We start from the raw sequence: 26,735 nt of genomic DNA, 5'->3' as shown, positions 1-26,735 counted from the left end.
CGGCGCCATACAGTTTCAAATCAAAAGTCACTGTCTGTTTATATGATAATGTATGACAATTCTGTTGTGTTATAATATCTTATAACAATTATATGATTGATTTATCTAATGGCAAAAAATCCAGAAACAACTAAAGGCGGGCTATTAAATGGCCATAAAATGATGTGGTTTATAACAAAAATTAAAGGTTGTTAAGAACTGATGAAACCTGTGCGTTTTTCCATAATAGAATGTCGATGTTTTTCCCAAATTAAATTTTAAAATGTGCATTTCATAATAGCTATTGACAATAAAGGTCATTATCTCAATAAGGTACAATTCCCGTTAAAATTAATCCTACAAATAATATGATTATGTCTTTATCGGCGATAGATGGAGTTGTTCTGTTGAAGTGGATTCATTATACCCAGGTTGCTGACAGTATACTGCCGTTCTTGGAAAAGACAATTTATCCAAATATTAAATGAGAATGATCGTATCAATTGCGTTTATCTATTACTACTGTCTTTTCTTACCGGTGAACGATTGGGGAGAGTTTATTCGTGGTCGCGGAATTTATTAATTTTCTCATATCTTCAGAAAAAAAATAAATAATTCCTGCAAAAGTCCCGATCTATGACCCCATCTGACAATATGTCATATTAGCCTCACGGGAAATTCAACAAGGGGGTGTCGACATGATGTCAGTAGTTTCGTTTTTACAGGATTGCTGGCTGGCAAAGAAGCAGGTTCATCAAAATTTAACCATATATCCAGTGTTATTTCCGGAAATTGTAGAACCTTATTACCTGACCCTCGAACAGGCCATCGACAGCGGGGTGCTGGTGGTCACCGAGGTCGATGCATCAGGCAATGTCAACCGATTAAAATTAAAGAATAATTTCAAATTGCCAATCTTGTTGATTGAGAGTGAAGAACTCAAAGGGGCCAAACAGAATCGCATCGTCAATGCATCCTTTCTGATTGCAGGCAAGACCGCTATGACCATTCCCGTCAGCTGCGTCGAAGAGCAGCGCTGGCATTATGACAGCCAGAATTTCTCATCCGGAGAAAAGGTCATGCATTCATCTTTGCGTAGAGAGGTTCAGGAATGCATGGTGGGTTTCCTGGCACGGGGTGCTGGTCATCGCACGGATCAGGCGTGAATCTGGAACAACATCAGAAAAAAATCCAGACGGATGAGGGTAAATTCACCAACCATGGCCATGTCCGACGTTTTCGAACATTATGAAGACAAGCTGGCCGATTACAGCGACAGCTTTCACCTGGTCGAGCATCAGGTGGGCGCGATGTTTGCCATCGATGGTACGGTAACTGGCCTTGAATGTTTCGCCAGCAACGATACGTTTACTCGATTTTTCAGTAACCTGGTCAACAGCTATGCCATGGACGCCATAGAAAGTGTTCATAATAAGGAAAAAGTACCATCGGTTGCGCCGGCGAAAGCCAAAGCGTTCGTTGAGTCTGTTAAAAAGGCGAAAGGGCAGCGACATCCGGTGGTGAGCGTCGGTGCTACCATATCTTTTGAATCGAGGATTGCGCACGGGACAGCTCTCACGGATGGGTCGAAACTTTTGCATGTGTCGGCATTCAGGAAAGACGACGGCCCCGGCAACAGCCGTATCGAATTCCAGCGATTTTCCACCAGACGGGGCAGGCAGGGGAGTTAGAAAGTTTGAAGTTTGAAGGGTGAAGTTTGAAGAGGGAATGATGAAGGGTGAAAAATTTCTAACTTCACGCTTCGAACTTCGAACTTCAAAAATGCGAGGAGACCAGCTTTCCAAGGTGGTGGGTAAATACTTGACATGAGTTTAATTTTATTCCATTCTTTATTCGCGAATCGCGAATAAAGAATGGAGGGTGTGATGATACTTAAACCCCAGGATGTATTGATTTTAGCAAAACTGGTTGTAATCGGTGGGAATGATTGGTCCTACGGACGGATGGCAACCACGTTGTGGATGAGTCCGTCCGAAGTTCATGCAGGTGTTAAGCGGCTAATTAAGGCGCACTTGGCATCTGCCCAGCGAGATTGCATCACACCGAATGCACGAAACATGGAATCGTTCCTTTTTTATGGACTGCCTTATGTATTTGTACCTGACCTGGGAGAAATCACCCGAGGTATGCCCACGGGCTATGCGGGTCCGGTATTATCATCATATTTCGAGACGGGTGAGGATTTGCCTCCGGTGTGGCCGGATCCAGATGGTGAGGTTCGGGGGCAATCGTTTTCACCGTTGTACAAATCCGTTCCAAAGGCGGCACGTGAAGACCAAAAGCTTTATGAATTGCTGAGCCTGATCGACGCTATCCGCGGTGGACGGGCGCGGGAGCGCCAGATGGCCTGTGATGAAATAAAAAAGTGGATGAATTCGAAAAAGTTTGAAGCTTGAAGTTTGAAAAAGAGGATTGTTCCTTACTTCAAACTTTGCAGAGGAACATTTGTGATGACCGATCAAATAACGACCCTTTCAGAGGGGAAAACCCTGGAGTTCAAACGCGACCTATCCTCTCCCCGGCCGATCCTGAAAACGCTTGTGGCATTCGCCAATACGGCAGGGGGGCGATTGTTGATTGGGGTGGATGATAACCGCCGGATTGTTGGCGTATCGCATCCATTGGATGAGGAAGAACGGATTTGCAGCTTGATTGCCGACTCCATTTCTCCGCGTCTGGTGCCCAATGTAGAGTTGATGACTCTTGAGGACAAGACCGTTCTGGTGATGGAGGTGCTTCTCAGCGGTTTGCGTCCCCATTACCTGAAGGCGGAAGGACCGGAAAACGGTGTGTATGTCCGGCTCGGCTCGACCAATCGCCAGGCGGACCGGGAATTGATTGGCGAATTGCGCCGTTCTGCAGAAGGGGTCGCTTTTGACGAACTCCCAATGCCGGATTTGTCCCGGGACGATTTGGATTTGGCGGCGATAAGGGATCAATTTCGTGATCGGCACCATCTGGACGAAGAGGAACTTTTTTCTCTGAAGCTGCTGACCCGCGAACAGGGAAGAAGCTTTCCCACCAAAGGGGCTGTATTGCTGTTTGGGAAAGACCGGACACGACACTTTCCCGATGCCTGGATTCAATGCGGCCGGTTTGTAGGGCGGGACAAGGCCGACATCTTCGATCACATGGAAATCCCTGATCATCTGCCCCAAGCCGTGGAAAGCATCATGCTGTTTCTAAAAAAGCACGCCATGCGAGGAGCCGATTTTTCTGAAATCCGGCGCAAGGACGTCTGGAATATTCCACTCGGCATTCTGCGCGAGGTGGTCATCAACGCCCTGGTGCATGCCGACTATTCTCAGCGCGGCGCCCCAACCCGTATCGCTTTCTATGATGACCGTATCGAAGTGGAAAATCCGGGCATCCTACTTCCCGGCATGACCATCGATGACATGAAGCAGGGGATCTCCAAAATCCGGAACCATGTCATCGCGCGGGTGTTTCGTGAGTTGAACCTGATCGAACAATGGGGCAGCGGTATCCGTCGAATCCTCAAAGAGGCTGAATCTTTGGGCCTTCCCGAACTGCAAATTAGGGAAATCGGCATGCGAATGCGTGTTACCGTGACATTGGCGGAACCGATTCTGACTAAGCCTGAAAAAGACGGGAGGGCGGAGTCACAGCCAGAGTCAGATGTGGGGGCAGAGTCAGGGGCAGAGTCAGACATGGAAATGCGGATACTTGCACTTTTGGAAAAAGAGCCCCTTTCAAAATCTGAAATCGCGAAACGGTTGGGTAAGGGCAAACCCTCTGGATATTTAAACAGCCTCATACGAAAGCTTATTCAGGCAGGCAAGCTGGACTATACCATTCCGGAGAAGCCGAACAGTCGTTTGCAGAAATACAGGATAAAAAAGTTTGAAGTTTGAAGTAAGGCAGGATTTTTAGCCTTCGAGCTTAAAATCTAATTCTTCATTTTTCAAACTTCAACCAAAGGTGACTATGCGAGGAGACCAGCTTTCCAGGCAGTGGCGGGTATTAAGACGCCTTGAGGTGAGCAGGCACGGCCTGACGGCTGCCGAGGTCGCCGAGGAAGGCAATGTCTCCCTGCGCACAGCCTACCGCGACATGGACGATCTGCAGCTTGCCGGTTTTCCTATTTACACGGAAAAAGAAGGCAAAACCACTCGCTGGCGTTTTGTTCCCGAGAGCTTCTCTTTTGATGATTATGTCCGGCACAGCTTCAGGGTGATGCAGGACGAACTGTATGCGGTAACTATCCGGATCAGTCCGTCCTGGGCGCGTTACATCGGTGAAAAAATCTGGCACCAGAGCCAGCGCATCCAGAAGCTCATTGATGGCGGTATCGAAATCAGTTTCAGGGTGGCGGGTTTGGATGAGATTCGCCAGTGGGTGTTGGGTATCGGGCCGGAGGCGGTGGTTGTCAAGCCTGACGAGCTTAAACAATTAGTGCGACAGAGCCTGGAGCAGACACTGGCTCAATATGTATCAGAGTTCTTGGAAGGTTTTTCTATGTTAGGTGTAGAAGAGAGTGTGGATTGGATGTCGGTTAGACGGGGTTAAACCTTTTATTTTTGGAGTTGTATATGTTTACTTGGGTAGCCATCTATAAAGAACTCGCCAAGAAAATAACTGGGCAGAAGGATTCGCCTGATCATCTATTGCAGATTGTTAAGGATATTAAAAATAAAGGGTTAAAGACGATTAGTTTAACTGATAAAATGGAAGATGGTACTAAAACGGAGCTGAAAGTTATTGATCCATTTACTTTTTTTGCAATGTTTAATCGGGGTATAACACATAAAAATCGAATGGCTATCCTTGAATATCTAAAAACATACTTTGATCTCAAATCCCCGGTTCCAATTGATTTCGACGGAATACCTGTAGTTCAGAGTACTGCAGCTTGGTTTTTTGGTTATGCCTACAAGAGAAACGATGAGGATATTGACCTGCTTTGGCGCCTCGCTGAACGAGCCGTAACCAAAGATAATATCCGACCAAATTTGTTTGATAGATGTTTAAACATATGGGGTGTTGGGGTGGCAAAACTGACGGTCGGACTGTTTTGGCTGCAGCCTGATAAATTCATGCCTTTAGACAAATTGAGCCTCGCTTATTTCAAGCAGAGAAATATCGATACCAATGTCTCTGATTACAACAGTTATGAAAACTTTCTTAAAAAAATAAAATCATCTGGGAACTCTTACAAAACGATTTCTCTGGAAGCCTTTCAAGAGGCTATATCTGGTAATCATGACAATAAAAACGGGGCATCAATGGTGGAGGACCTTCGAAAGAAACCGGATTTTAAAGAATTTAAGAACGTTCACTATGTAAAGGAAAGATCAAGGGTGCCAGCAGAGGATTGGCTACACTGTTCTTATATCTCAGATCCCCACAAGAAGATGTTGTATGGGTGCCGGCAACTGAACGGGGCTTGAACGTTTTGGGAAGATTGAAAATTAAAAAGAACTTATCGATCGGTGAGCAATACTTACACTTCAGGGACGCAGCGGTTCAGTTCCAAAAAGATTTTGGAATCGATGGTCACGAACTTGATTGGTACCTGTCATATTTTGGAAATCAGCAGAAAAAAGGCCTGATTGAAAAAAGTGATGTACACTATTGGACTTACTCACCAGGAATGGATGCCAAATACTGGGAAAGTCATTACTCAAAGGGAATGATGACCATCGGTTGGGATTTCCCTGATTATAACGGATTTAGGGGAGCTGGATGAACATTAGTGTAACATGTTGATTTTTCGTAATATTTAAACAACTAGACTTTTTATTAATGATTTTGTATAGTTAGAGACCATACCCTGGCAAGGAGGTCTCTAACTATACATGGGAAAAGCAGATGCAGCAACATCCACCACCCGACTCAATAGAACCATATGTTTACCATTTTCTCAAGAACCCTATGACAACAAAATCAATTCGGCCGTCGATTTCAGAAAATTTCTGGATGCGCAATATGAGCTTTTCCCAGAACTGTTTCCGCCTTCATTTTCCAAAGGCTATCGGATGAAAGATAAGTATCGTTCGAAAAAGCTGTCGATTTGGATCCGCCGTATTAAAGTTGATGGCATCGCCTATACGATACGTCCAGCCTTTGCTATGCCCTATATGACTGGGTTTACAAAGGATGTTGAAAAACCTCTCATGTTGCGCAAGGCTGCTGTTCCCTTCTGGATGTTAGCCTACGGCTTCGGAAAAAACCCGATGTATTGGTACCGAATGGAGACGTCTCTTGGCAAAAACAGCCTCATCGGCACCTCCATTAAAAACCCTGAATACCTGCCCCAGCATATCAGCGCGGATGAAAAACACAGCCGAATCAAGGGCGAAAAGGTCTATGTGCCCTGCACGGTCGGCAACGATTGCATTTTAGGCGTGGCCGTGAAGAAAAGTGCCGGCCAACAGGACCTTGAGGCCGGCTATGGTGTTTTTAAAAAGGAAGCGCAGGACTTGAACCCGACTTACTCTCCGCAAACCTGCAACACGGATGGCTGGATGCCAACCATGAACGCATTCAAGTCATTATTCCCGGCTATGGTGCTCATCTCCTGCTTTTTACACCTTTACATTTCCATCCGAGATCGATCACGGAAAAAGTTCAAAGATATCTTCCGGTTGGTTTCAGATAAGCTGTGGAGCTGCTATCAGGCTAAAAGCAAAGCCTCTTTTGCTCAACGGGTGAGGCGTCTTCACGAATGGGCTGCCTGCCGTGAGATGCCATCTGTCATCATGACCAAGCTTGAAAAGCTGCGCAATAATCTTCCCTCATTTTCAATTGCTTATAACCATCCCGGCGCGCATCGGACAAGCAACATGGTCGATAGGCTCATGCAACGATTGGATCGTTACCTATTCTGCACCCAATATTTCCATGGAAGTCTTGAGGCAGCCGAGCAGGGTATTCGCGGATGGGCACTCATCCAGAATTTTGCGCCTTCAAATCCGAGGACGGTCGCCAAGTATCATGGCTTGCAAAGTCCGGCCGAAAGACTGAATGGCTTCCGATATCATGAGAATTGGTTGCAAAATCTTCTTATTTCGGCGTCACTCGGGGGGTTTAGAGGACCTCCCCAAAATCCGTGATAATCAGGGATTTCCTTGGCGATTTAACCCAGATTGATGACAAAGAAACAATCCGTACCAAGATGCAAGCCGAATACGGTGACAGCAGTTCCCACACAAATCGAGTTCTGGCGTGTTATGACTTTGCACAAACCATTCAGATTGGTGACTATATTTTTGCGAAAAAGGGAAAAAGTCAACTGCTTGGATACGGCATTGTTCAATCAGAGTATATCTTTGATGCCAACAGGGATGAGCACAAACATGTGCGAAAGGTAAAATGGTTAAAAAAGGGCGTATGGGATACTTCTGACAATCAGATGGCCCTTAAAACACTGACCGACATTACACAGTATCCTGATTTTGTAAAGCACCTGAAAAGTTTGATTGGCGCAACACCGCCTATAGTAGACCCTCTCTCCATCTATGACAAAAAGAAAGAGCTGAATGATCTTTTTTTAGATGAAGCTAAATTCGATCGGATTATCCACATATTGAAGTTAAAAAAGAATATTGTCCTTCAAGGACCTCCTGGGGTGGGCAAGACATTCATCGCAAAGCACATTGCCTATGCGCTGATGGGGCTGATTGATAAAAGTCGGGTGGCCATGATTCAGTTCCATCAGTCTTATTCCTACGAGGACTTCATGCAGGGTTTCAGACCCAATAGTGATGGTCGGTTCGAACTCAAAAATGGTGTATTCTATGAGTTTTGCCGCAAAGCCCAGAAAAATACTGCCGATCCTCATGTTTTTATCATCGATGAAATCAATCGCGGCAATCTCAGCAAGATCTTCGGTGAAATGTTCATGCTGGTAGAAGGTGATAAGAGGGGGCCGGATTTTGCCATACCCTTGACCTATGCGCAGGATTTAGACGACACCTTCTATATCCCTGATAATGTATACATCGTTGGAACAATGAATACGGCAGACCGGTCGCTTGCCATGGTGGATTATGCACTAAGGAGGCGCTTCGGCTTCATTACCCTGAACCCGGGTTTTAAAAATGATAAGTTCAGGCGGTATCTTGTCGACCATGGTGTCGAGACGTCGATCGTGGACAAGGTCATCGGCAGGATGATGCAGCTGAATGATCGAATTACCGAGGACCATAAAAATCTCGGCCGCGGGTATTGTATCGGGCACAGTTATTTCTGCACTGTGAACAGCAACCAAAAATTTAACAGCACCTGGTATGAGAATGTAGTCCGCACGGAAATCGAACCGTTACTTGAGGAATACTGGTTCGATGATCCGGATAAAGTCCAGAAACGCATTGACCTGCTATTGGCATGATTAAAGACAGCAAAATTCCCATCCAGAACATCTATTACCTGCTTTGCTATGCTTGGAACCGGTTGGACGAGCGGGATGTGATCGATGTTTCTGGAATCGATAGCACCAGTCTGGTGGACTTGTTTGCCAAGGTGCTCTGTGGTGGTGTCCAGCACCTTTTACGCAGAGGGCTGGATCGTGGTTACGTCGATTGTTCCGAGGATGTGCGATGCCTCAAAGGGAAACTGCTTTTCAGCCCCACCATAAAGCGCAACTTGCTCAATAAGGCCACTGCACACTGCGAATTCGATGAACTGAACCATAATATCCTGCACAACCGGATTTTGAAAACGACGTTACTTTCCATGATCCGTGTGGAAAGCCTTGACTCCCAATTAAAAGACAGGCTGATTGGACTCTACCGCCGTTTTAATGAAGTTGATCCCATTAAATTGTCATATGCCGTATTCAGCCGCGTTCAGCTTCATCGCAACAATGCTTTTTATGATTTTCTGCTGAAAATCTGTGAGTTGGTGTTTGATAACCTGTTGGCTTCCGAGTCACCGGGAAAGAGCAAGTTCAGGGACTTTTTCCAAGACGACGAAAAACGAATGGCCGCACTGTTTGAAGATTTTGTTCGCAATTTCTACAGGTTGGAGACAATAGGGTTCAAGGTGGGGCGTGAGGATATCTTATGGCAGGCCGAAGCCATGGATGAGGCATCTCAGGTTTATTTACCGAAGATGGTCACGGATATCTCCATCGAGGGGCATGGATTCAAAGTTGTCATCGATACCAAGTTTTATAGGGAAGCATTGGCCAGCCACTACGACGCAGAGAAAATCCGTTCTCAACATTTCTATCAGATTTTTGCATATCTTAAGAATCTGGAGAGACAAGGCGGCGTCAACACTAATTGTACAGGGGTTCTGCTGTACCCCACTGTGCAAAAGGAGTTGTGTTTGAATTATACGGTGGAAAGTCACAAGGTGATGATATACACCATCAACCTGAATCAGGATTGGCAATCAATAGATAACGATTTGAAAGCACTTTTAGATTTGGCAAAACCAAATGCGCTTTCGGGATAATCCATTATGAATCAGTAACTTCCGGATAGGAAATTGCATTTAACTAACCGACATAATTTTAAAAAATGTGTTTTTTTGCTTGACAAATAGCGGCTAATGTGAATCGCGGTTTTGTATAACTAATAAAACCAGGAGGTTATACATGCCGCGCGCGTTTAGCCCGTTTAAAGCACCAAGTTCTTTATCTTTTGCTGATTTTTTGAAACCCGCCCTTGAGGCCATGAATGATATGCCTGAACTTAAATCCAGAGGAAACCGAAAGCTAAAAATGTCCTTCGAAGACCAACTCAGGGCTTTGGTCTTTTTCCATCTGGAAGAACATACATCTGCTCAGCATCTGCTGCAAACGCTCAAGGAGGATGACTTTGCCAGAGAACACATTGCTCCTGAAGACGGAATTGAAAAAAGCAGCTTTTCTGAAGCCACCAACAGTCGGGGTCTCGATCAATTCATGCACGTATTTCAAAATCTCCAAGCTCAAGCCTCGAAGATTTTACCCAAGGCTCATGAAGAACTTGGGAACCTTGTTGGCATTGACGGTTCTTTAATTGATGGCACTTTTTCCATGCTCTGGGCCGATTACCGTAAAGGAGTCAAAAAAGCAAAGGTACATGTCGGCCTTGATCTGAACCAATCCATCCCCAAAAAGGTGTACCTGACCGACGGTAACGGTGCTGAAAGACCTTTCGTTTCCAAAATACTCTCCGAAGGCCAAACAGGCGTTCTGGATCGAGGATACCAGTGCCACGATCTGTTTGACCAATGGCAACAAGAAAACAAGTTTTATATCTGCCGGATCAAAGCCAGCACGACCAAAACAATCATCTCTCAAAATCCTGTGCCAGCCGGCAGCATTGTTTTTTTCGACGCCATGGTGCTTTTGGGTACCAACGGTGTTAACCAGAGCAAAACACCATTACGGTTAGTGGGCTACGAAGTCGACCGCATTCAATATTGGATTGCCACTAATCGCTATGATTTGTCAGCTGAGCAAATTGCCCAAGCCTATAAGCTCCGCTGGGACATCGAGAACTTTTTTGCCTGGTGGAAAAGGCATCTTAAAGTTTATCATCTGATTGCCCGTAGCCCCCACGGACTGATGGTCCAAATCCTTGCCGGATTAATTACATACCTACTGCTGGCAATATATTGTCGAAAACATTTTAACGAAAAAGTATCTATCCGTCGTGTAAGGCAGCTACGTACACAAATTGAGAACGAGCTCCGTTGCTGGCCAATGAGCGAAGCTAACTCAAATTATGGGAAAAAAATGAAATTACAAATGGTTAATGCAAAAGTTTAGCCGGAAACTACTTTTTTGTTCTACTTTTGAATTTTCCATATATCATTGGAAATAATTGTATTTCTAAGTGTGATGAAGATTTTCATGCAAAATTCAGGTAGTAACATGTTGGGGCATATCCTGGCTCTCATGGATCGACCGATTTTCAGGCCGGAAATCGAACAATTCTGGCCGGAGCAGGATAATCTTTTGCGGCACCGGAAAGAGCGGTTTTTAAAATGAAGGGAACTTTAAATAATCTTTTTTTAACCTGCAAGGAATATTGGATACGAGGAAAGAATCAAACTTTGCTTTCAATATTTTGATTTGAGAACGGTTAGTTGGGCTTGAAAAGTATTTGATAAATGTTGAGTGGATCGTGAAAGGATAACTTGAGAAAACAACTGGATACTGAAGTGCGCTTGGCGGCTTTCAAATGGCTGGCCGAACAGGAGGCAACCTATGGTGATGTCCTTCCTCGGGAGCTTCTTGGGCATGGATTCGATTTTCGAGGAAAGAATGTGAAGTTTATCGGGCCGCAAGGTATATTCAAACCCAAAATCCTCTCGGAAATACCGCTGAGCATCACCACTTCACCTAAAAGTCCCTACAATGACAGTTTTGGCAATGACCATTTGCTGAGATATAAATATCGGGGCGTTAACCCCCAGCACCATGAAAATATTAGCCTCCGCAAGGCAATGAATTTAAAACGCCCTTAATCTACTTTCACGGTATCGTCCCTGGAAAATACCTTGTGGTTTGGCCAGTATTCATTGTGGGTGACGATCCCTCTTCTTTGTCCTTTACCGTCGCCGCTGATGATATGACAATTGTAAAGAGCAAGATGCTTGGTATGGCGGATGTCGATGCCATTCATGATAACAGCGATGTGGCTCGACGCGAATATATTACTTCATCTGTGAGGATAAGGTTGCACCAGCGAGGATTTAGGGAGCGGGTACTCGATGCTTACCAAAGCCAATGTGCGCTGTGCCGACTTAAGAGCACCAGTACAGGGAGCTGTTAGATGCCGCTCACATTATCCCTGACAACGAAAAAGACGGTCTGCCAGTAGTTAAAAATGGTCTATGTCTTTGCAAGCTTCATCATGCGGCTTTCGATCGATCTATTATTGGCATCAGACCGGATTATATCATCGAGGTCCGTGAGGACGTCCGTGATGAAACTGACGGTCCTATGCTTAAGCACGGACTTCAGGGGATGCATAATCAACAAATAATTATACCTAAAACAAAAAGCTTGCGGCCGTCACCCGATCTTCTGGAACGACGATGGGAAAGGTTCAAGGACTTTATATATTAAACTTTTAAGACAATTTCCTATGAGCTGGGATTAGTGAATTACATATCAGGGCGGTACAAGAACGAAATACTGCAGTTGAAGCAGATTCCGGACGATTACGGGAAGCAGAATATCCCGTCGCAGAAGGAAAAAGTCAGGGATGCCGGTTTCAGAAGAGCCATCGTCAGCATTTACGACTACCGCTGCGCCCTGTGCGGCATTCGCATGCAGACGCCAGAGGGACATACCGTTGTGGAAGCCGCCCACATTGTTCCCTGGAGTGAGAGCAAGGACGACCTTCCCACCAACGGCCTGTGCCTCTGCCTGCTTTGCCATTGGTCATTCGGTGAGGGGCTGATGAGCGTCGGCAAAAAATACGAGGTACTGGTCTCCGATTGTGTACGCATTGACAGCAACATACCAGGGCATATCCTCACGCTCATGGATCGATCTATTTTTAAACCGGAGATCGAACACTTCTGGCCGGGGCAGGATAATTTTTCGTGGCACCGGAAAGAGCGGTATTGAAAATGAGAGGAAACGTTGAAACAATCGTATATTTTCTTGATGAGAAGCCAAAGACCAGTGGACTTAAGGTAAGTATCAGATGCTAATAGGGCGTACCTACAGTGAGAGACATCCTATCTGATCTACCATCAGGGACTTTGAATGAATGAAAAATCAGAAAATTCCCGTGATCTGATCACCAACTTCATCAAGGCGATCAACTTCGAGATCGAGGCTGAGAAAAGACAACGTTTCGCCTCAACGATCGATTTGGCCAAAGGAGAACGGCTGGAATCAAACAGTGAAGGCCACATATACGCCTTCGCCAACCCGAATGGGGTGAATCTGAGGGATGACATGCCGGTTGTTCTGGTGACCGGCGATGGAGACAAAGAAGGCACGGTGGTGTCGGTAACCGATGAGCGAATTCTTATCTCCATTGAATCGGACATGGGGCCGCACCTTCCTTTTGCAAAAATTCGCAGCGATACGACCTTCCTGCTTCTGCGCCTCAAGGCGCGTTTTGATTCGGTGGGTGAGGAAAAGACAAAACGGGACCTTCCCATGTTGGAAAAAGCCATGGGGCAAAAAGCGTCCAAACCTTATCCTTTTCTGAAACACAGTTGCCGCGTGGAAGTCTCAACGCTTCCCAGTTCAGTGCACTAAAAACAGCATGTTGTAACGAGGTGTCCTATCTCTGGGGGCCACCCGGCACCGGGAAGACCTTGACCCTGGCCCACATCGTGGAAGCCTATTACCGGGCCGGTTTGCGGGTGCTCATCGTATCCAACACCAACCAGGCCGTGGATGCATTGCTCGAAAAACTGTGCGAACGGTTGAAGTGCACTTGTGAGGCGTTTGAAAATGGCGCTGTTCTACGGTTTGGCCAAATGGTCAAAGAGGAGCTGAAAGCGCGGTTCGGAGGCTATGTTGATGCCGTGCTGATCGTTGCGCGACTTTCCGAACCCCTTGAGAAGGAGAACGTCGATCTCCAGCAGCATATGGCCAAGCTGGATGAAAAGAATGAATCCAACCGTCGCCTTATGGCCCAATGGGAAAAACGCGCATCCCTGGCACATCAAAAAAACGCGTGTCTGGAGCGTTTGGCATTCGCAAACGACAAACTGAAACGCATTAATCAAGAACATTTTGACGCAAAAATCCAGCTTGATGACCTGGAACGAAAATTGGCCAGGGCGCAATCTGCAGGAACGCTCAAACGTTTTTTTACCGCCCTGAATCCGGTTAATATTGAAGCGCTGGTTGAAAGCCAAAAAATCCACATCAAAAATGTGGAAGATGCAAGCCAAAAACAACTGGCAAACTGCAAAGCGATCGAGAACGAAACAAAACTTTTCGATAAAGAAATACGTGCATTGGACGCCACTTTGCGTGGTATTCAGTTGGAGCGCCTTCAAAAAGAGATTTCGGCTTATCAACAGCAGCGGGATGTCTTTAGCAATCGAATCAGGGAAATCACACAGGAATTGGCCGGAATCAGAGAAAAGGTGCTAAAGTCCTGCCGGGTCATCGCCTCCACGGCCACGCAAGCCTATTTAAAACCCAACGCCTTTCAATCATTCGATACCGTCGTCGTGGACGAAGCATCCATGCTGCCTCTTCCCGCCGTGGGGTACGTGGTCGGACTCGCGACCAGGCAGGTGGTTGTGGCCGGAGATTTCAGGCAACTCCCTCCCATTATCGCTTCACGGGATCCTTTCGTCAAAACGTGGATGGGGCAGGATATTTTTACCAAGGTCGGTATTACCGAGGCCGTAGGGAAAGGGATTTCCCCGGATAACCTTGCCCGCCTTACCAGGCAGTATCGCATGGCGGAAGATATTTGCTACATCGTCAACCGGATATTTTATAGCGATGCATTGGAAACCGATGCCAGCGTAAACGCGAGAACCCCTGCTGCCTCTTATCCTGATATACTGCGTAATCCACTGACCCTGGTGGACACCTCGGATCAAACCCCGTTTGCCAACATCAAGCCCAACACCTACTCGCGGTATAACGTGCTCCATGCCGTGGGGGTTCGAAACCTGTGCTGGCATTTAAAGGAAAAGGGGTGCATTACCGGAATCAACGATATGGGTGTGATTTCGCCATATACCGCCCAAGCCACATTTTTATCCAAAATAGTTGGCGAAATGGGAATGCATAGCGTGGCCTGCGGTACTGTCCATCGTTTTCAGGGCAACGAAAAAGAGACCATTATTTTCGATACCACGGATGGCTATGGCATGTGGAAGCCGGGCAGATTCCTACAGGCCAACGTTTTAGATGATGATGGGCCAAAGCTCTTGAATGTAGCCCTGAGCCGCCCGCGAGGTCATCTCGTGGTTTTTGCCAATCGCATGTATTTGGAGTCCAAGTTGCCCGGCAATGCCTTTCTTCGTGATGTGCTGCGCATGATGGAAGATCGCGGCAGCGTGGTGCCGCTGGAGACGATCCTTGGTTTAGGCCCGAACGATCAGGGTCGCATTCCCCTGCCATCCGAGGTTGGCCAGATTCGGTTCGATTCTTCGAAGACCGGGCTGTTCAATGATGAATCTTTTGACGATGCCTTTTTGCATGATCTCAGGAACGCGAAAAAAACGGTGGTTATTTTCTCAGGATTCTGTACTCCTTCCCGTGTGGGCTTTCTCTCAGATATGCTGCGTGCGAAAATAAGCGAAGGGGTAAAAATTCGTGTGGTGACCCGACCTCCGGCAAATCAGGGATCGATCCCCGCCGATTCGGTAAACGAAGCCCTTTGCCTTCTTCAGCGACTGGGGGTGACCGTGGATCTTCGATACAGTATCCATCAAAAAGAGTGCTTCATCGATGATGACGTGCTTTGGCATGGATCACTCAACCCGCTTTCCTATGGGGGAAGAACCGAAGAACGCATGATGCGCATCAAAAGCCGTGAAGCCTGCCGCTCGGCAGCGGAATATACCTTATATAGAAATCGTCCCGGAAAGAAAGACGGGGATGTAATGACGCTTTTGGTTGCGCAGGAGAACCCTGTCTGTGAAGCGTGTGGTGCACCCTCGGTTTTTCATACAAGGGGGCGCTACGGTCCCTTCTTCAAATGCCTTTCGAATTGTGGGTGGGCTGTTGACCTAAACCGGTCTGTGCGCAGGTCTGCGAAAAATGGAGGGCATTTCAAACCCGGTAAGGACATCATTAAAGGGAGCGCTGGTCTATGTGAAAACAGAATATGTAAAAAATGCGGTCAACCGTTGGTCGAACGCGTCGGTCCTTACGGTCCTTTCTTGGGGTGTAAAGGTTATCCCCAATGTAAGTATACGGAAAATATGAAGAACTAATGGTTGTTTCTTTAGGTGTCTTGTCGGACCGAAAGCGTTGGGATAAACCGGAATAGAGTATGAGATGAAAGAACCCTAAATGAAAAAAGAACTTCTCAATCATGGCCCCGAGTCATGCGCGGTCAATCGCGGGGTTGCACGTGAAGTGTTGACAGGGGGAAGCGCAGACCCGCTATTGATCTCCGAAATCACCCTTCCGGGGTGCCGACCCAGTGGTCCTTAGGGGAAGGTAACACAGTGGGGCTCGGGTGGCTTGGGACGGGCTACGCCAACAACCAGGAATTAAGATAAAAATGTCAATAAAGATGTACAGTTTGGGTACTATTTTTTTTTGATTTTCGAGGCTAAAGATCGTATTATAGGTGAAGGCGTTTCCCTCACTTCAAATCCCCTCCAGTAGGGCAGACAAAAATAACTGTTCTTAAAAGGCAATTTGTTTATGATATTCGAGTTGATGAGCAGGTTTTTACTGTCACGCTACAATACTGGTACAATCGTTTTTCTCTGCACAATTCTGTCTGTTATTTTATCACTCCTTATTGGTATTCTTGTAATCAAGCTGGGAAACCATTATCAATGTTCAGGAATACTGATTACAATGCACATCATAACCCCGATTCTGGTTGCGCCGCTTGTAACCTTTCCCTATATCAAGTCTGTCTATGAAATAGATCTGTTAAGAAAAAAGCTCAATGCACTTGCCAGGATTGATGAACTGACACAGATTTCAAACAGACGTTTTTTTAATGAACAGGCCCGCCATATTATTTCCAGGGCGAGAAGAACCTTGGAACCTGTATCCCTGATGTTTATTGATATCGATTATTTTAAAAGGATAAATGATAATCATGGGCATGATGCAGGTGATAAATCCCTCCGGGCTGTTGCAGAACTATTGAAATCCCAGGTAAGAGAATATGATATTGTGGGACGTTATGGCGGGGAGGAATTTTTAATGCTTCTGCCGAATACTGGCCTTGAAACTGCAGAAAAAATTGCAGAGCGTATAAGAAAAACAATTGAAAATGCTGATATTGATACGGGAAAAGAAAGACTCAGATTAACTGTCAGCATCGGCCTTGCTAATCGGAAAGGGGTTGACCTGGCACTTGATGAACTTGTTGCTTCAGCGGACAATGGCGTTTACAGGGCAAAGGAATCAGGCAGGAACACAGTAAAAATCGCCGCGGCATGACATGCTCGCATTTTACCACCATTGACGCCGGGTCGAACCAGACTGAATGCCTGACTGGTGGGGGGGCAGGTCGAAAACAGGCCCGTAAAGACGCTGAGTCGCCCAAGATAGAGACCTCATTTTTAAGGATTTAGCTGAAAAACAGGCCTGTTTTACGGCCTTAAACCGATGTTTTTTGGCCCGAAAAGGGCGGTTTAAGAGAGCGACCAGGTAAAGTATCAAAAGGAGTGCCGTTTTCATCGTTTCGAGGTCTCCATAGGGGAGCGTTCCGCCACCACTGCCAGTAAATATCCCAGAATCCATCGTTCTTCTATAATTTTTATCTTAGCGGCTTGGCGTCTTCGCGTGAAAAATTATACCAAATTATAACAAATAAAATTGACGAAGTGTTATAGCGAGGAAGAGGTCCAAATCATCGCGATACAGGAGGCCAAGAAAAGAAATGAACGAACATACTAACCATCAGATCATCACCCAGGACGGAAAGCCGGCATTTGCTGTTATCCCGTGGGATGAATACCAGCGCTTATTGCGGAACCAGATTGATACTGACGACTCTGACTTTGGTTTCCCAACGATGTTGTTAAGTCAAACGTCAGGGGGGATACGCTGATAAAGGCCTGGCGTGAGCACTTCGGACTTACCCAGGAAGAACTTGCCGACCGGGCAGGAATCAGGCAGCCTTCTCTTGCACGGCTGGAAAGGGGAGATTCAACCCCCAGGAAAAGCACTCTGAAAAAACTTGCCGATGCCATGGATATCAGTGTTGAGCAACTCATTGATTAGAACTTCCTCAAAAGAAGGGGTAAAAACGGGCCGGCCGGAAACTTCGGTGCCAAAATGGGGGGCATAATGTCTCACGCTAAGCCGCGAAGAACGCGAAAATATAAAAGTCACGGCCATGGGATTCTCGAATCTGGCGGTTGTTCGAATCATAGAGAATTATGGGATGAACACGCCAGGATTCATAAGCAGTTATTTCCGTTCCGATGTCATGTCTGAAAGGGAAGTCCAGTATTCCTATGCATGATGATACCATCCATTTCTCCTCCTTTCGATCATGGACCTAACCTCCCAGGGGCAGATCGTCGAGAATTTCATCGAACCATCCTTGTAAGGTATAGCCTATATTGATGTTGTAATATATCTTGATATATTACAATGCGTGATATATATTGTGATGTGCATCAAGGAGCCACTACAATATCTCACCGTCAAAAGGAGGTGTTTGCTATGCGCCATATTGCCAAGCTGTTTATGAATGGCCGCAGTCAAGCCGTCCGCTTGCCATCAGCTTTTCGTTTCGACTGCAAAGAAGTCTTTATTCGAAAAGATCCTGTTTCCGGCGATATCGTGCTCTCGCGTAAGCCGGAATCCTGGAATGACTTTTTCGAGTTGGCAGATACAAATGAAGTGCCGCAGGATTTTATGGCTGATCGCGACAACGACCTGCCGCCGGACCGGGATTTATTTTAATGGAGGCTTAAATGCCACTTTATATGCTGGATACTAACACTGCCAGCTACATTATTAAGGGAAAGCCAGCCGAAGTCCGAAAGCGTTTGGTTGATGTGCCGATGGAAAGTGTTTGTATTTCATCAATCACTCAGGCAGAGTTGCTTCATGGTGTTGCTAAAAAACCGGAAGCCAGGCGCCTGCCAGTAGTAGTCAAAGAATTTTTAATTCGTGTCGAAATATTACCGTGGGATTCAAGCGCTGCAAAGGCATACGCTCGACTACGTGCTTCCTGCGAGAGTGAAGGGACTCCGCTTGGGACAATGGACACGCTCATCGCTGCTCATTCGGTTGCCGTTGGAGCGATATTAGTCACGAATGATAAAGCGTTCAGTATGGTCAAACACCGTCTGTCGATTGAGGACTGGACCGTTCCTATTGGCCACTGATAGAAAGATCGTTGGAATTTTCTTCATCTTAAAAAAACCAGACAAATTAAATTGCTTTTGAGTGAAAAACAGGACTGACTGGAGCCGTTGATTGCTGAAAATGGGGGGCGGATGGTTTTAATTACCTGATGTCTCACGCGAAGCCGCGAAGAACGCAAAGATTTATAAGAAAGCATTGTAATGACTGGATTCCGGCCTGCGGCGGAATGATGCAAAGTTGAGTGTTTCGACCTTATTATCTTTAACAGGCGTTTCACCTTTCTATGACGCGCTGACAGCGGCGCTGAAGGAATCGCAGGCTTACCAGGGGGGATGCACTGGAAAAAATCCGCCGGTCGGGAGTATCTGTTCAGGAGCGTGGATCGAGAAGGGAACGGCAGAAGCCTGGGGCCGCGGTCTCCGAAAACCGAGTACATCCTGTCTGAATTCCAGCAACACAAGGCAGAAGCGGTGGCACCCATGCTGATTGACATTCCATTAAAAGGGTAATATTTTTGTTGGTATTACAACCATTGTCGGAGGATAAAACATGCGCGTGACAACCAAAGGGCAGGTCACCATTCCACTCGCAATTCGCGAAAAGCTGGGGATCGTGCCGTCAGCAGAGGTCGATTTCGTTGAAGAAAACAGTCGGGTCTACCTGGTGAAAAAGGCGGGGCCGGCGACTCGAAAACACACTTTTTCCAAACTTCGTGGCGTGGCCACGGTAAACATGACCACCGATGAGATTATGGCGCTGACCCGGGGGGATGGATGAGCGGAATCTTCATCGATTCCAATGTTATCCTGGACCTGTTTCTGGATGATCCGAAATGGGCGCAGTGGTCAGAAACCAAACTTGAGCATTACGCCAGTCATGGTCGCTTGTACATCAGCCCGGTCGTCTACAGTGAGATATCGATCGGGTTTGAGCGGATCGAGGATCTGGAGCAAGCAGTTGGCACAGCCGGGTTCCAGATCGTGCCGATTCCCCGTGAAGCCTTGTTTCTGGCAGGTAAGGCTTTCATGACATCCCGTCAGCGCAGCGGCAGTAAAACATCACCGCTCCCCGATTTTTTCATTGGCGCACAGGCTGCCGTCCTCGGTCTTCCCCTGATGACGCGGGGCGTGGCCAGATACCGGACCTATTTTCCGGCTCCGAAATTAATTCATCCTTGAAAGATCCTCTGTCTCCGGCGGATGGCTTTCCGCTCAGGTGATAGGATTCTCCTGCCATCACCCAGCCAACTGGCTCACATTGCCTCATCCGCTCGATGTCATATCTTTTGTCCAAGAAAGACGAAGAAACAAAACAACAAACAAACAGAGAATTTTCAAACCAGTGGGGTGATAATATGGCCGAAAATAGAACTCAGGACTACTTTGATGACAAGAGCGAAGGACACGTTGACACCCGTGAAAGAAACTTCGAGTGTGAAAACAAAGACGAGCATCTGGGCTGTGACATGGGAATCGATGTGGCGGGATAAACGAAAGGAAGGTGCCCCATGATTGGAACTGCAATTACTCTGGTAGCGCTGGGTTACTTCATCAACAGATGTATGGCTGGTCGGGGATCGCAAGCCTCCTGTAAGATCTAAGGGCACGATAAACGGCAGAGCTTCGAAGAAATTGGCAACAGTAATTTAATCCGCTGATTCCGCTGATACGGCGGCTGAATGGGCAGAGCCTCGAACGGGGCTCTGCCTTTTTAGTTAGTGTTCATCCAAAAATGGCCAATTTGCCCGATATCGGCGTTACGCGATAAATTTAATTTCATCTTAGCGGCTTAGCGTCTTCGCGCGAGACAAATTGACCCAAAAGGATAATGCTTCCCGAAAAAATAAGCATATATAACCCATAAGGGTATCATATGGGTTATATGCGATTTCAACTACGGTAAAAGCTACCTGAATCGGATTGGAGGCAGCAATCCCGCGATAGCGATTTATGAACCTGAGTTGCCCTTAAAGCCAGGGGCACTGCCTTTGCCCGAGGGCATGACCATACCCGGTTGTATCCGGGATGCTGCGCCCGATGCATGGGGCCGGCGCGTGATTATCAACAGGAAGCTGGGGGGTAAAGGAGCGGCTACGGACACAGCCGAGCTCGATGAGCTGACCTACCTCCTGGAGTCTGGATCGGACCGGATCGGTGCGCTTGATTTTCAGCGCTCACCCACTGAATACATGCCGCGTACCGCTGAAAATGTCAGTCTGGAGGAATTGATCGAATCCGCAGAGCGGGTCGAAAAAGGCGAGCCGCTGACACCGGAGTTGGATCAGGCCTTGTTCCATGGCAGTTCCATCGGCGGGGCACGGCCAAAGGCCCTGATTCAGGACCAGGACAAAAAATACGTGGCCAAGTTTTCTTCCAGCTCAGATCTGTACAGCGTCGTCAAGGCCGAATTCATTGCCATGCGCCTGGCGGCACTGGCCGGGCTGGACGTGGCGCCTGTAAAACTGACCCGGGCGGCAAGCAGGGATGTACTCCTGATCGAGCGCTTCGACCGCGTGGCCAAAGGTGATAAATGGGCACGAAAGGCAATGGTATCAGCCCTGACGATATTGGGTCTGGATGAAATGATGGCGCGTTACGCCAGTTATGAAACCTTATCTGAGATTATCCGCCACCGTTTTACCGATCCAAGGCATACACTGAAGGAACTGTTTTCCCGTAAGCGTTCAGGGGGTATTCTGGATGTTTACCCTCCAGTCGTAACCATCAGAAAACAAAAGAAAAAACAAGCCATCAGCAACTGTCTGAAATAATTGAAAAAATCGCTAGATTTTTTATTTTACCTATGATAAAGTGCTTTTCATGGCACTCAAAAGACCCTTCTCAGAGCTCGATTGGCTACAGACACCAGAGATGGTGCGGCATTACATTATGTACCTGGAACGTACGCTGGACGATATGCAGAAGCAGGTCGAATCCCACGAAAAGCGCATTGAAAAGCTTGAAGTGAGTACCCAAAAAAATTCTCATAATTCCAGCAAACCGCCATCTTCAGACCCGCCTTTTGCTAAAAAGCAACGCAAACAGAAAAAGAGCAATCGTTCCAAGGGCGGACAAAAAGGTCACAAGGCGCATCAGCAGCAAATACTGGATCCGACTGATTCCAAATGGTTAATGCCGAAACGTTGCTCATGCGGAAATACACACTTTGATCCAAAGCAAATGCAGCCGTTTTACGTCCACCAACGTATTGAACTGCCTAAGATCGAGATGGAAGTCAGCCACTTTATTCTCCAGCAATGCGACTGTCCCAACTGCGGCAAAACCGTCAAAGCCCAGCTTCCACCGGAACAGGCCACCGGCTATGGCCCGCGTTTTACCGCCCTGGTCGGAGAACTGAGCGGCATCAAGGCGATGAGCAGAAACGACGTCAAGCAGTTTTGCGAATCCGTACTGCAAATCCCTATTTCTACAGGAACTATCCAAAAACTCGTCGACCGTAACGCCGAAGCGCTGCTGCCGGTGTATGATGAGATCGGGCGGATCGCCCGCAGCTTCTGGTGCAACTATATCGACGAGACCTCATGGTTCAGGGAAAACGATTTGCACTGGCTGTGGGCCATGGTCAATGAGCGGGTCGCCTTTTATCGCATCGATCCTCATCGATCCAAAGAAGCCTTCGATCACCTGATCCAGGACTGGCAAGGAATCCTTGTCAGCGATGGATATGGTCTGTATCGTAAATGGGTCAACCGCCAAACGTGTCTGGCCCATCTGATTCGCAAAGCCGACGCACTCGCGGAAAGGAAAAAGGCCGATTTGCGACGCTTTGGAGAAATCATCGCTGGCTGGTTGAGGCAACTGGTCCATTTTGCCAAAGAGCCTCCCGCCCCAAAGAAGTGGTCGGATTTTTATACCTTCTTTCTGTTTACCGTCACCCTTTGGGAATCTGATGAGACCGATGCCGGTAGACTCGCACGCCAAATCATCCGGGAAATTGATAACCTCTGGGTTTTCATGGATCACGAAGGCGTTGAGCCCACCAACAATCGTGCCGAAAGAGCGTTGCGCTTTGGTGTGCTGTGGAGAAAACGCAGCCTTGGCACACAAAGCGAAAAAGGAAACCGCTGGGTGGAACGTGTTTTATCTCTAAGAGAAACTTGCCGTATCAAAGCAAAGGCAACTTTTCCTGTTCTTGTGGATTGCGTCAAAGCCTATTTCCAAAAATCGATTCCTGATCTTGCGTGGATTTGATCCTTGCCGTGCCTATCCCGTGAACGCTTACGTTTTCCCGGCTCGTCTTCAATATCCTGTGCGGTAATACCGATGATCATGCACGAAACCACGCGGCGTTCTGGGACGGCAAGGCGCTGACCCTGACGCCGGCTTACGATATCTGTCCCCAGGGTCGTACCGGTCAAGAGGCCTCGCAGGCCATGCTTATCCACGGCAATAACAACCTGAGCCAGCTTAAAACCTGCCTGCAGACTGCGCACAACTTCCTTCTTTCCGAGGACAAAGCCCGCGAAATATTCGGCAACCTGGTTGCCGTCATCGAACAGCATTGGGACGCCGTCTGCCAGAAAGCCGGGTTGAGTGATGTTGATAGAAAACTTCTCTGGAGACGGCAGTTTCTGAATCCTTACGCGACCGAGGGCGTCCTGTTAAAGTAGGATTTATTGCGTTTTTAAGTGATAGTATTAACCTGCCATCACCCAGCCAACCGGCTCACATTGCCTCATGCGCTCGATGTCTTAACTTTATTTCAAGCAAGATGAAACAACCCAAACAAAAATCCAGTGAGGTGATAATATGGCCGAGAATAGAACTCAGGACTACTTTGATGACAAGAGCGAAGGACACGTTGACACCCGTGAAAGAAACTTCGAGTGTGAAAACAAAGACGAGCATCTGGGCTGTGACATGGGAATCGATGTGGCGGGATAAATGAAAGGAAGGTGCCCCATGATTGGAACTGCAATTACTCTGGTAGCGCTAGGTTACTTCATCAACAGATGCGTGGCTGGCCGGGAATCGCAAGCCTCCTGTAGGATCTGAGGGCACGGTAAACGGCAGAGCTTCGAATAAATTGGCAACAGGAATTTAATCCGCTGATACGGCGGCTGAATGGGCAGAGCCTTTAACGAGGCTCTGCCTTTTTTATGCAAGCGTGTTCTAAAGACGCTGGCATGTTCAAATATCATCGCGAAATCTCCATTTCAGTATTGAAATATCATACCAAATTATAACAAATGAAAAGGGCAGGTCACCATTCCACGCGCAATTCGCGAAAAGCTGGGATCGTACCGTCGGCAGAGGTCGATTTCGTTGAAGAAAACAGTCGGGTCTACCTGGTTAAAAAGGCGGGGCCGGCGACTCGAAAACACACTTTTTCCCATGCAGACCGATAGTTATTCATTATCCGTGGTTCACATAAAGGTCATAGATATTTTATTAGCTCTTTAATATCGGCACTTTAATTCGTTTTTTCCGTTCAGCCACCAACAATATATTGCCAATTTCCAAAGGCCAAATCGACGGAACGAACGCAGTCGCATCCTCAAGATTATCAAAGCGGCAGCCAATCAGAAGCCTCACCCCGGTGAAAGGCCAAAACAGTACCCGGGCCTATAAGGAACGGGTAAATGGTTACGAGATTGACAAGGAAAGTCCGTGAAGGCTAACATTGAAATGTAGTGCATCCCACATTGACTGAAGTCCGGCAAAAGGAGGGCATCATGACAGTCTCAGTTATGATCAAACGCACCCTTACCAATCAGGATCAAGTCAGAAACCTTGCACCATTGATTGTTAAACTTCGCTCACTGGCAACAACGCAACCGGGGTACATTACCGGCAGGACATTCCGAAGGTTGGATGATCCAAGTGAGTTCCTTGTCATGAGCACATGGAACAGTTTGGACGACTGGAACCGTTGGCTGAAAAGTGATCAGCGCGTGGAACTGCAAAAACAAGTGGATACCTTGCTTGGTAAAGAAACAACGTATCGCGTCTACGAATCCTTAGCCGGTGGGATTATACCGTAATTCAGACCGTGAGCGACTGACTTGAGTCGTATCGTAGCTGCTTACCGGCTTGAGAAAAGTGGCCACGTTTATCGGTCGCAATGTGGGCCGCATTGTCTGGACCGGCATGGATTACAAAAACGGCATCGCCCTTGATCCGTCTTTGGTCATGGGAATCTACCCTGTTACCTCCCGTAAAACCGACGTCATGGTGGGCATTACCGTCTTTTCGGAAGCCAACTGCGGTATAGCATGTGGTAATCCCGCCCGGTTGACACCGGACCATTTGAATCCCCTCAAAGCGAGGTTAATAAGGATATGACCATTGCCAAACGATTTGCAGATTATATTCATGAAACCGCTTATGCGGATATTCCCAGGGATATCCACCGCTTTGCAAAGCTCTGCCTGCTGGACTGGATTGGGGTAACCCTGGGCGGAGCCAAGGAACCGGTGTGCGATATTTTATTGGATATGATCGATATCGCCGGCGGAAATCCCCATGCGACCATCATTGGCAAAGGGGTGAAGACCAATATGCTCTTTGCCGCGCTTGCCAATGGCACCATGTCCCATGCGCTGGATTTCGACGATACGCATAAAGATGCCGGCATCCATCCCAGTGTATGTCTGGCGCCGGCGGCCGTGGCTGCCGCAGAATATATGAAGGCTTCCGGCAAGGATTTTATCACAGCCTTCATTATCGGTTTTGAAATCGCGGCGCGGATCGGCATTGCGGCCGGACAGAGTCATTATGATCATGGATGGCACGCCACCGCCACCATCGGACGGTTCAGCGCCACCGCCAGTGTGGCCAAACTGATGGGGCTTTTTCCAGAACAGATCGTGAATGCGTTTGGACTGACAGGAACCCAGGTTGGCGGCCTGCGCGAGGTGTTCGGCACCATGAGCAAGCCGTTTCACGCCGGGAAGGCAGCCATGGATGGGATTTTGTCCGTTGTCCTGGCAAGAAGGAATTTTGACAGCAGTCATGAAATTTTTGAGGGGCGTTTTGGGCTGAAAAATGTGTTGTCCCCCAAGTCGGAGAACAATAATATCCTGGACGGTCTCGGAACAAAGTACCACATCCAGAATGTTGCCTTTAAGCCCTATGCGTCGGCACTGGCCACCCATTCGACCATCCAGGCCATCGAGTCCATGCGCGAAAAAGAGAACTTCGACGCAGCAGATGTTGAAGCGCTTCAGATCGAATTCGGCCCGTTGCCCTTCAGCGTGGTCAACCGGAAAAACCCCCAAAAAATATTGGAAGGAAAGTTCAGCGTTCAGCATTGCGCCGCCATCGCCATCGTCAAAGGCCGCGTTGGTAAGGAGATGTTTACGGAAAGCGAACTGAATGATCCACAAATCGTGGCTTTTAGGGAGCGGGTGACGGTCGTGCTGAATGAAACACTCCCCCTGTTCGAGACCATCGTGACGCTCAGAACCAAACAAGGTGCCACGTTCAAGCAATTTATCAAAGAATCAAAAGGGTCACCAGGGTTTCCACTCTCCTTTGCAGAGATGAAGGCGAAATTCATGGATCTGGCCGACTCGGTCATCCCAACTGAAAATGCCGAGAAAATAGTCGAAACCATAGGGACCCTTCAAGACCTATCGGACATGAATGAACTGATTGCATTGTGCAGTCCGGCATAATAGTAAATGCGGGCTTCCAATCCGGCGGCCAGACCAGATTTGTTGGGCCGACGATCTACCCCTCCGGCTGAGAAAAAGATTGTACGGCCGGATTAGGGGGGATCAGCACCGGTGCCATAAACGGGAATTTTTGATTTACTTTTAATTGGATAGTGCTGAACTGATTTTATCCGACTTCTC

General features: G+C 47.4%; 31 protein-coding genes and 1 pseudogene. All 32 read left to right on the top strand.

From position 1 onward, the window contains the following. Positions 1-677 precede the first annotated feature (677 nt). The 32 genes and pseudogenes from Dvar_RS28480 to Dvar_RS28325 all read left to right on the top strand — a co-directional run bounded on the left by Dvar_RS28480 (position 678) and on the right by Dvar_RS28325 (position 26,555). Positions 678-1,670: pseudogene (locus Dvar_RS28480) on the top strand (ARPP-1 family domain-containing protein). Positions 1,671-1,865: 195 nt separating this feature from the next. Then, positions 1,866-2,396 carry a hypothetical protein gene (locus Dvar_RS28475; RefSeq protein ID WP_419656529.1) on the top strand — a complete coding sequence of 177 codons (531 nt, stop codon included), beginning with the start codon at positions 1,866-1,868 and terminating at the stop codon, positions 2,394-2,396. Positions 2,397-2,450: 54 nt separating this feature from the next. After that, on the top strand, positions 2,451-3,875 hold the full coding sequence (locus Dvar_RS28470) for an ATP-binding protein (protein ID WP_419656528.1): 1,425 nt from the start codon (positions 2,451-2,453) through the stop codon (positions 3,873-3,875). Between the two features lie 73 nt (positions 3,876-3,948). Beyond that, positions 3,949-4,530: a transcriptional regulator gene (locus Dvar_RS28465; protein ID WP_419656527.1), complete on the top strand. Its 582-nt coding sequence runs from the start codon at positions 3,949-3,951 to the stop codon at positions 4,528-4,530. Positions 4,531-4,553: 23 nt separating this feature from the next. Beyond that, positions 4,554-5,411, top strand: a complete 858-nt coding sequence (locus tag Dvar_RS28460; RefSeq protein ID WP_419656526.1) for a hypothetical protein — start codon at positions 4,554-4,556, stop codon at positions 5,409-5,411. Continuing rightward, positions 5,387-5,710 (top strand): hypothetical protein, encoded by a 324-nt coding sequence (locus Dvar_RS28455; RefSeq protein ID WP_419656525.1) that lies wholly within the window; start codon positions 5,387-5,389, stop codon positions 5,708-5,710. The genes Dvar_RS28460 and Dvar_RS28455 overlap by 25 nt, the downstream gene beginning before the upstream one ends. Positions 5,711-5,819: 109 nt before the next feature. Further along, positions 5,820-7,076 carry a hypothetical protein gene (locus Dvar_RS28450; RefSeq protein WP_419656524.1) on the top strand — a complete coding sequence of 419 codons (1,257 nt, stop codon included), beginning with the start codon at positions 5,820-5,822 and terminating at the stop codon, positions 7,074-7,076. Further along, positions 7,073-8,353 carry an AAA family ATPase gene (locus Dvar_RS28445; RefSeq protein ID WP_419656523.1) on the top strand — a complete coding sequence of 427 codons (1,281 nt, stop codon included), beginning with the start codon at positions 7,073-7,075 and terminating at the stop codon, positions 8,351-8,353. The genes Dvar_RS28450 and Dvar_RS28445 overlap by 4 nt, the downstream gene beginning before the upstream one ends. Further along, entirely contained in the window at positions 8,350-9,423 is a 1,074-nt protein-coding gene (gene mcrC, locus Dvar_RS28440) for a 5-methylcytosine-specific restriction endonuclease system specificity protein McrC (protein ID WP_419656522.1), read from the top strand. Before Dvar_RS28445 ends, mcrC begins: the two co-directional genes overlap by 4 nt. Positions 9,424-9,565: 142 nt before the next feature. After that, the gene (locus Dvar_RS28435) at positions 9,566-10,726 is read left to right on the top strand and encodes an IS4 family transposase (protein ID WP_419656521.1); all 1,161 of its coding nucleotides are present in this window, start codon (positions 9,566-9,568) and stop codon (positions 10,724-10,726) included. Between the two features lie 84 nt (positions 10,727-10,810). Then, positions 10,811-10,948, top strand: coding sequence for a hypothetical protein (locus Dvar_RS28430; RefSeq protein ID WP_419656520.1), 138 nt, complete (start codon positions 10,811-10,813; stop codon positions 10,946-10,948). A gap of 149 nt (positions 10,949-11,097) precedes the next feature. After that, complete coding sequence (locus tag Dvar_RS28425; RefSeq protein ID WP_419656519.1) at positions 11,098-11,427, top strand: hypothetical protein; 330 nt, start codon at positions 11,098-11,100, stop codon at positions 11,425-11,427. Between the two features lie 301 nt (positions 11,428-11,728). Then, positions 11,729-12,031, top strand: a complete 303-nt coding sequence (locus Dvar_RS28420; protein ID WP_419664171.1) for an HNH endonuclease — start codon at positions 11,729-11,731, stop codon at positions 12,029-12,031. Positions 12,032-12,064: 33 nt separating this feature from the next. Beyond that, a complete protein-coding gene (locus tag Dvar_RS28415; protein ID WP_419656518.1) occupies positions 12,065-12,538 on the top strand; it encodes an HNH endonuclease in 474 nt (157 codons plus the stop codon). Positions 12,539-12,679: 141 nt separating this feature from the next. Next, positions 12,680-13,183, top strand: a complete 504-nt coding sequence (locus Dvar_RS28410) for a hypothetical protein (protein WP_419656517.1) — start codon at positions 12,680-12,682, stop codon at positions 13,181-13,183. Continuing rightward, the gene (locus Dvar_RS28405; protein WP_419656516.1) at positions 13,141-15,837 is read left to right on the top strand and encodes an AAA domain-containing protein; all 2,697 of its coding nucleotides are present in this window, start codon (positions 13,141-13,143) and stop codon (positions 15,835-15,837) included. The genes Dvar_RS28410 and Dvar_RS28405 overlap by 43 nt, the downstream gene beginning before the upstream one ends. 598 nt (positions 15,838-16,435) lie before the next feature. After that, the gene (locus Dvar_RS28400) at positions 16,436-17,032 is read left to right on the top strand and encodes a GGDEF domain-containing protein (RefSeq protein WP_419656515.1); all 597 of its coding nucleotides are present in this window, start codon (positions 16,436-16,438) and stop codon (positions 17,030-17,032) included. 442 nt (positions 17,033-17,474) lie between these two features. Next, positions 17,475-17,645: a type II toxin-antitoxin system prevent-host-death family antitoxin gene (locus tag Dvar_RS28395; protein WP_419656514.1), complete on the top strand. Its 171-nt coding sequence runs from the start codon at positions 17,475-17,477 to the stop codon at positions 17,643-17,645. After that, positions 17,642-17,818, top strand: a complete 177-nt coding sequence (locus Dvar_RS28390) for a helix-turn-helix domain-containing protein (protein WP_419664170.1) — start codon at positions 17,642-17,644, stop codon at positions 17,816-17,818. Before Dvar_RS28395 ends, Dvar_RS28390 begins: the two co-directional genes overlap by 4 nt. Positions 17,819-18,265: 447 nt before the next feature. Then, complete coding sequence (locus Dvar_RS28385) at positions 18,266-18,508, top strand: antitoxin (protein WP_419656513.1); 243 nt, start codon at positions 18,266-18,268, stop codon at positions 18,506-18,508. A gap of 11 nt (positions 18,509-18,519) precedes the next feature. Continuing rightward, positions 18,520-18,936: a type II toxin-antitoxin system VapC family toxin gene (locus Dvar_RS28380; RefSeq protein ID WP_419656512.1), complete on the top strand. Its 417-nt coding sequence runs from the start codon at positions 18,520-18,522 to the stop codon at positions 18,934-18,936. A gap of 312 nt (positions 18,937-19,248) precedes the next feature. Beyond that, a complete protein-coding gene (locus Dvar_RS28375; protein WP_419656511.1) occupies positions 19,249-19,425 on the top strand; it encodes a hypothetical protein in 177 nt (58 codons plus the stop codon). Positions 19,426-19,465: 40 nt separating this feature from the next. After that, positions 19,466-19,693 (top strand): AbrB/MazE/SpoVT family DNA-binding domain-containing protein, encoded by a 228-nt coding sequence (locus Dvar_RS28370; RefSeq protein WP_419656510.1) that lies wholly within the window; start codon positions 19,466-19,468, stop codon positions 19,691-19,693. After that, positions 19,690-20,094, top strand: coding sequence for a type II toxin-antitoxin system VapC family toxin (locus tag Dvar_RS28365; RefSeq protein WP_419656509.1), 405 nt, complete (start codon positions 19,690-19,692; stop codon positions 20,092-20,094). The genes Dvar_RS28370 and Dvar_RS28365 overlap by 4 nt, the downstream gene beginning before the upstream one ends. A 176-nt stretch (positions 20,095-20,270) precedes the next feature. Next, positions 20,271-20,405, top strand: a complete 135-nt coding sequence (locus tag Dvar_RS28360; RefSeq protein ID WP_419656507.1) for a hypothetical protein — start codon at positions 20,271-20,273, stop codon at positions 20,403-20,405. Positions 20,406-20,876: 471 nt separating this feature from the next. After that, positions 20,877-21,686: a type II toxin-antitoxin system HipA family toxin gene (locus tag Dvar_RS28355; protein WP_419656508.1), complete on the top strand. Its 810-nt coding sequence runs from the start codon at positions 20,877-20,879 to the stop codon at positions 21,684-21,686. A 49-nt stretch (positions 21,687-21,735) separates the two neighbouring features. Then, positions 21,736-23,127: an IS66 family transposase gene (tnpC, locus tag Dvar_RS28350; RefSeq protein ID WP_419655468.1), complete on the top strand. Its 1,392-nt coding sequence runs from the start codon at positions 21,736-21,738 to the stop codon at positions 23,125-23,127. A 53-nt stretch (positions 23,128-23,180) separates the two neighbouring features. Beyond that, positions 23,181-23,546 carry a HipA domain-containing protein gene (locus Dvar_RS28345; protein ID WP_419664169.1) on the top strand — a complete coding sequence of 122 codons (366 nt, stop codon included), beginning with the start codon at positions 23,181-23,183 and terminating at the stop codon, positions 23,544-23,546. Between the two features lie 139 nt (positions 23,547-23,685). Continuing rightward, complete coding sequence (locus Dvar_RS28340; RefSeq protein ID WP_419656507.1) at positions 23,686-23,820, top strand: hypothetical protein; 135 nt, start codon at positions 23,686-23,688, stop codon at positions 23,818-23,820. A gap of 791 nt (positions 23,821-24,611) precedes the next feature. Then, a complete protein-coding gene (locus tag Dvar_RS28335; protein ID WP_419656506.1) occupies positions 24,612-24,920 on the top strand; it encodes an antibiotic biosynthesis monooxygenase family protein in 309 nt (102 codons plus the stop codon). 49 nt (positions 24,921-24,969) lie between these two features. After that, a complete protein-coding gene (locus tag Dvar_RS28330; protein WP_419656505.1) occupies positions 24,970-25,221 on the top strand; it encodes a hypothetical protein in 252 nt (83 codons plus the stop codon). After that, complete coding sequence (locus tag Dvar_RS28325) at positions 25,218-26,555, top strand: MmgE/PrpD family protein (RefSeq protein ID WP_419656504.1); 1,338 nt, start codon at positions 25,218-25,220, stop codon at positions 26,553-26,555. The genes Dvar_RS28330 and Dvar_RS28325 overlap by 4 nt, the downstream gene beginning before the upstream one ends. Positions 26,556-26,735: the final 180 nt, after the last annotated feature.

Origin of the sequence: Desulfosarcina variabilis str. Montpellier (assembly GCF_048565275.1) — a bacterium.
Taxonomy (GTDB): domain Bacteria; phylum Desulfobacterota; class Desulfobacteria; order Desulfobacterales; family Desulfosarcinaceae; genus Desulfosarcina; species Desulfosarcina variabilis.
The sequence above is the reverse complement of the archived record's forward strand: the minus strand, read 5'-3'. Positions and strand labels throughout refer to the sequence as shown.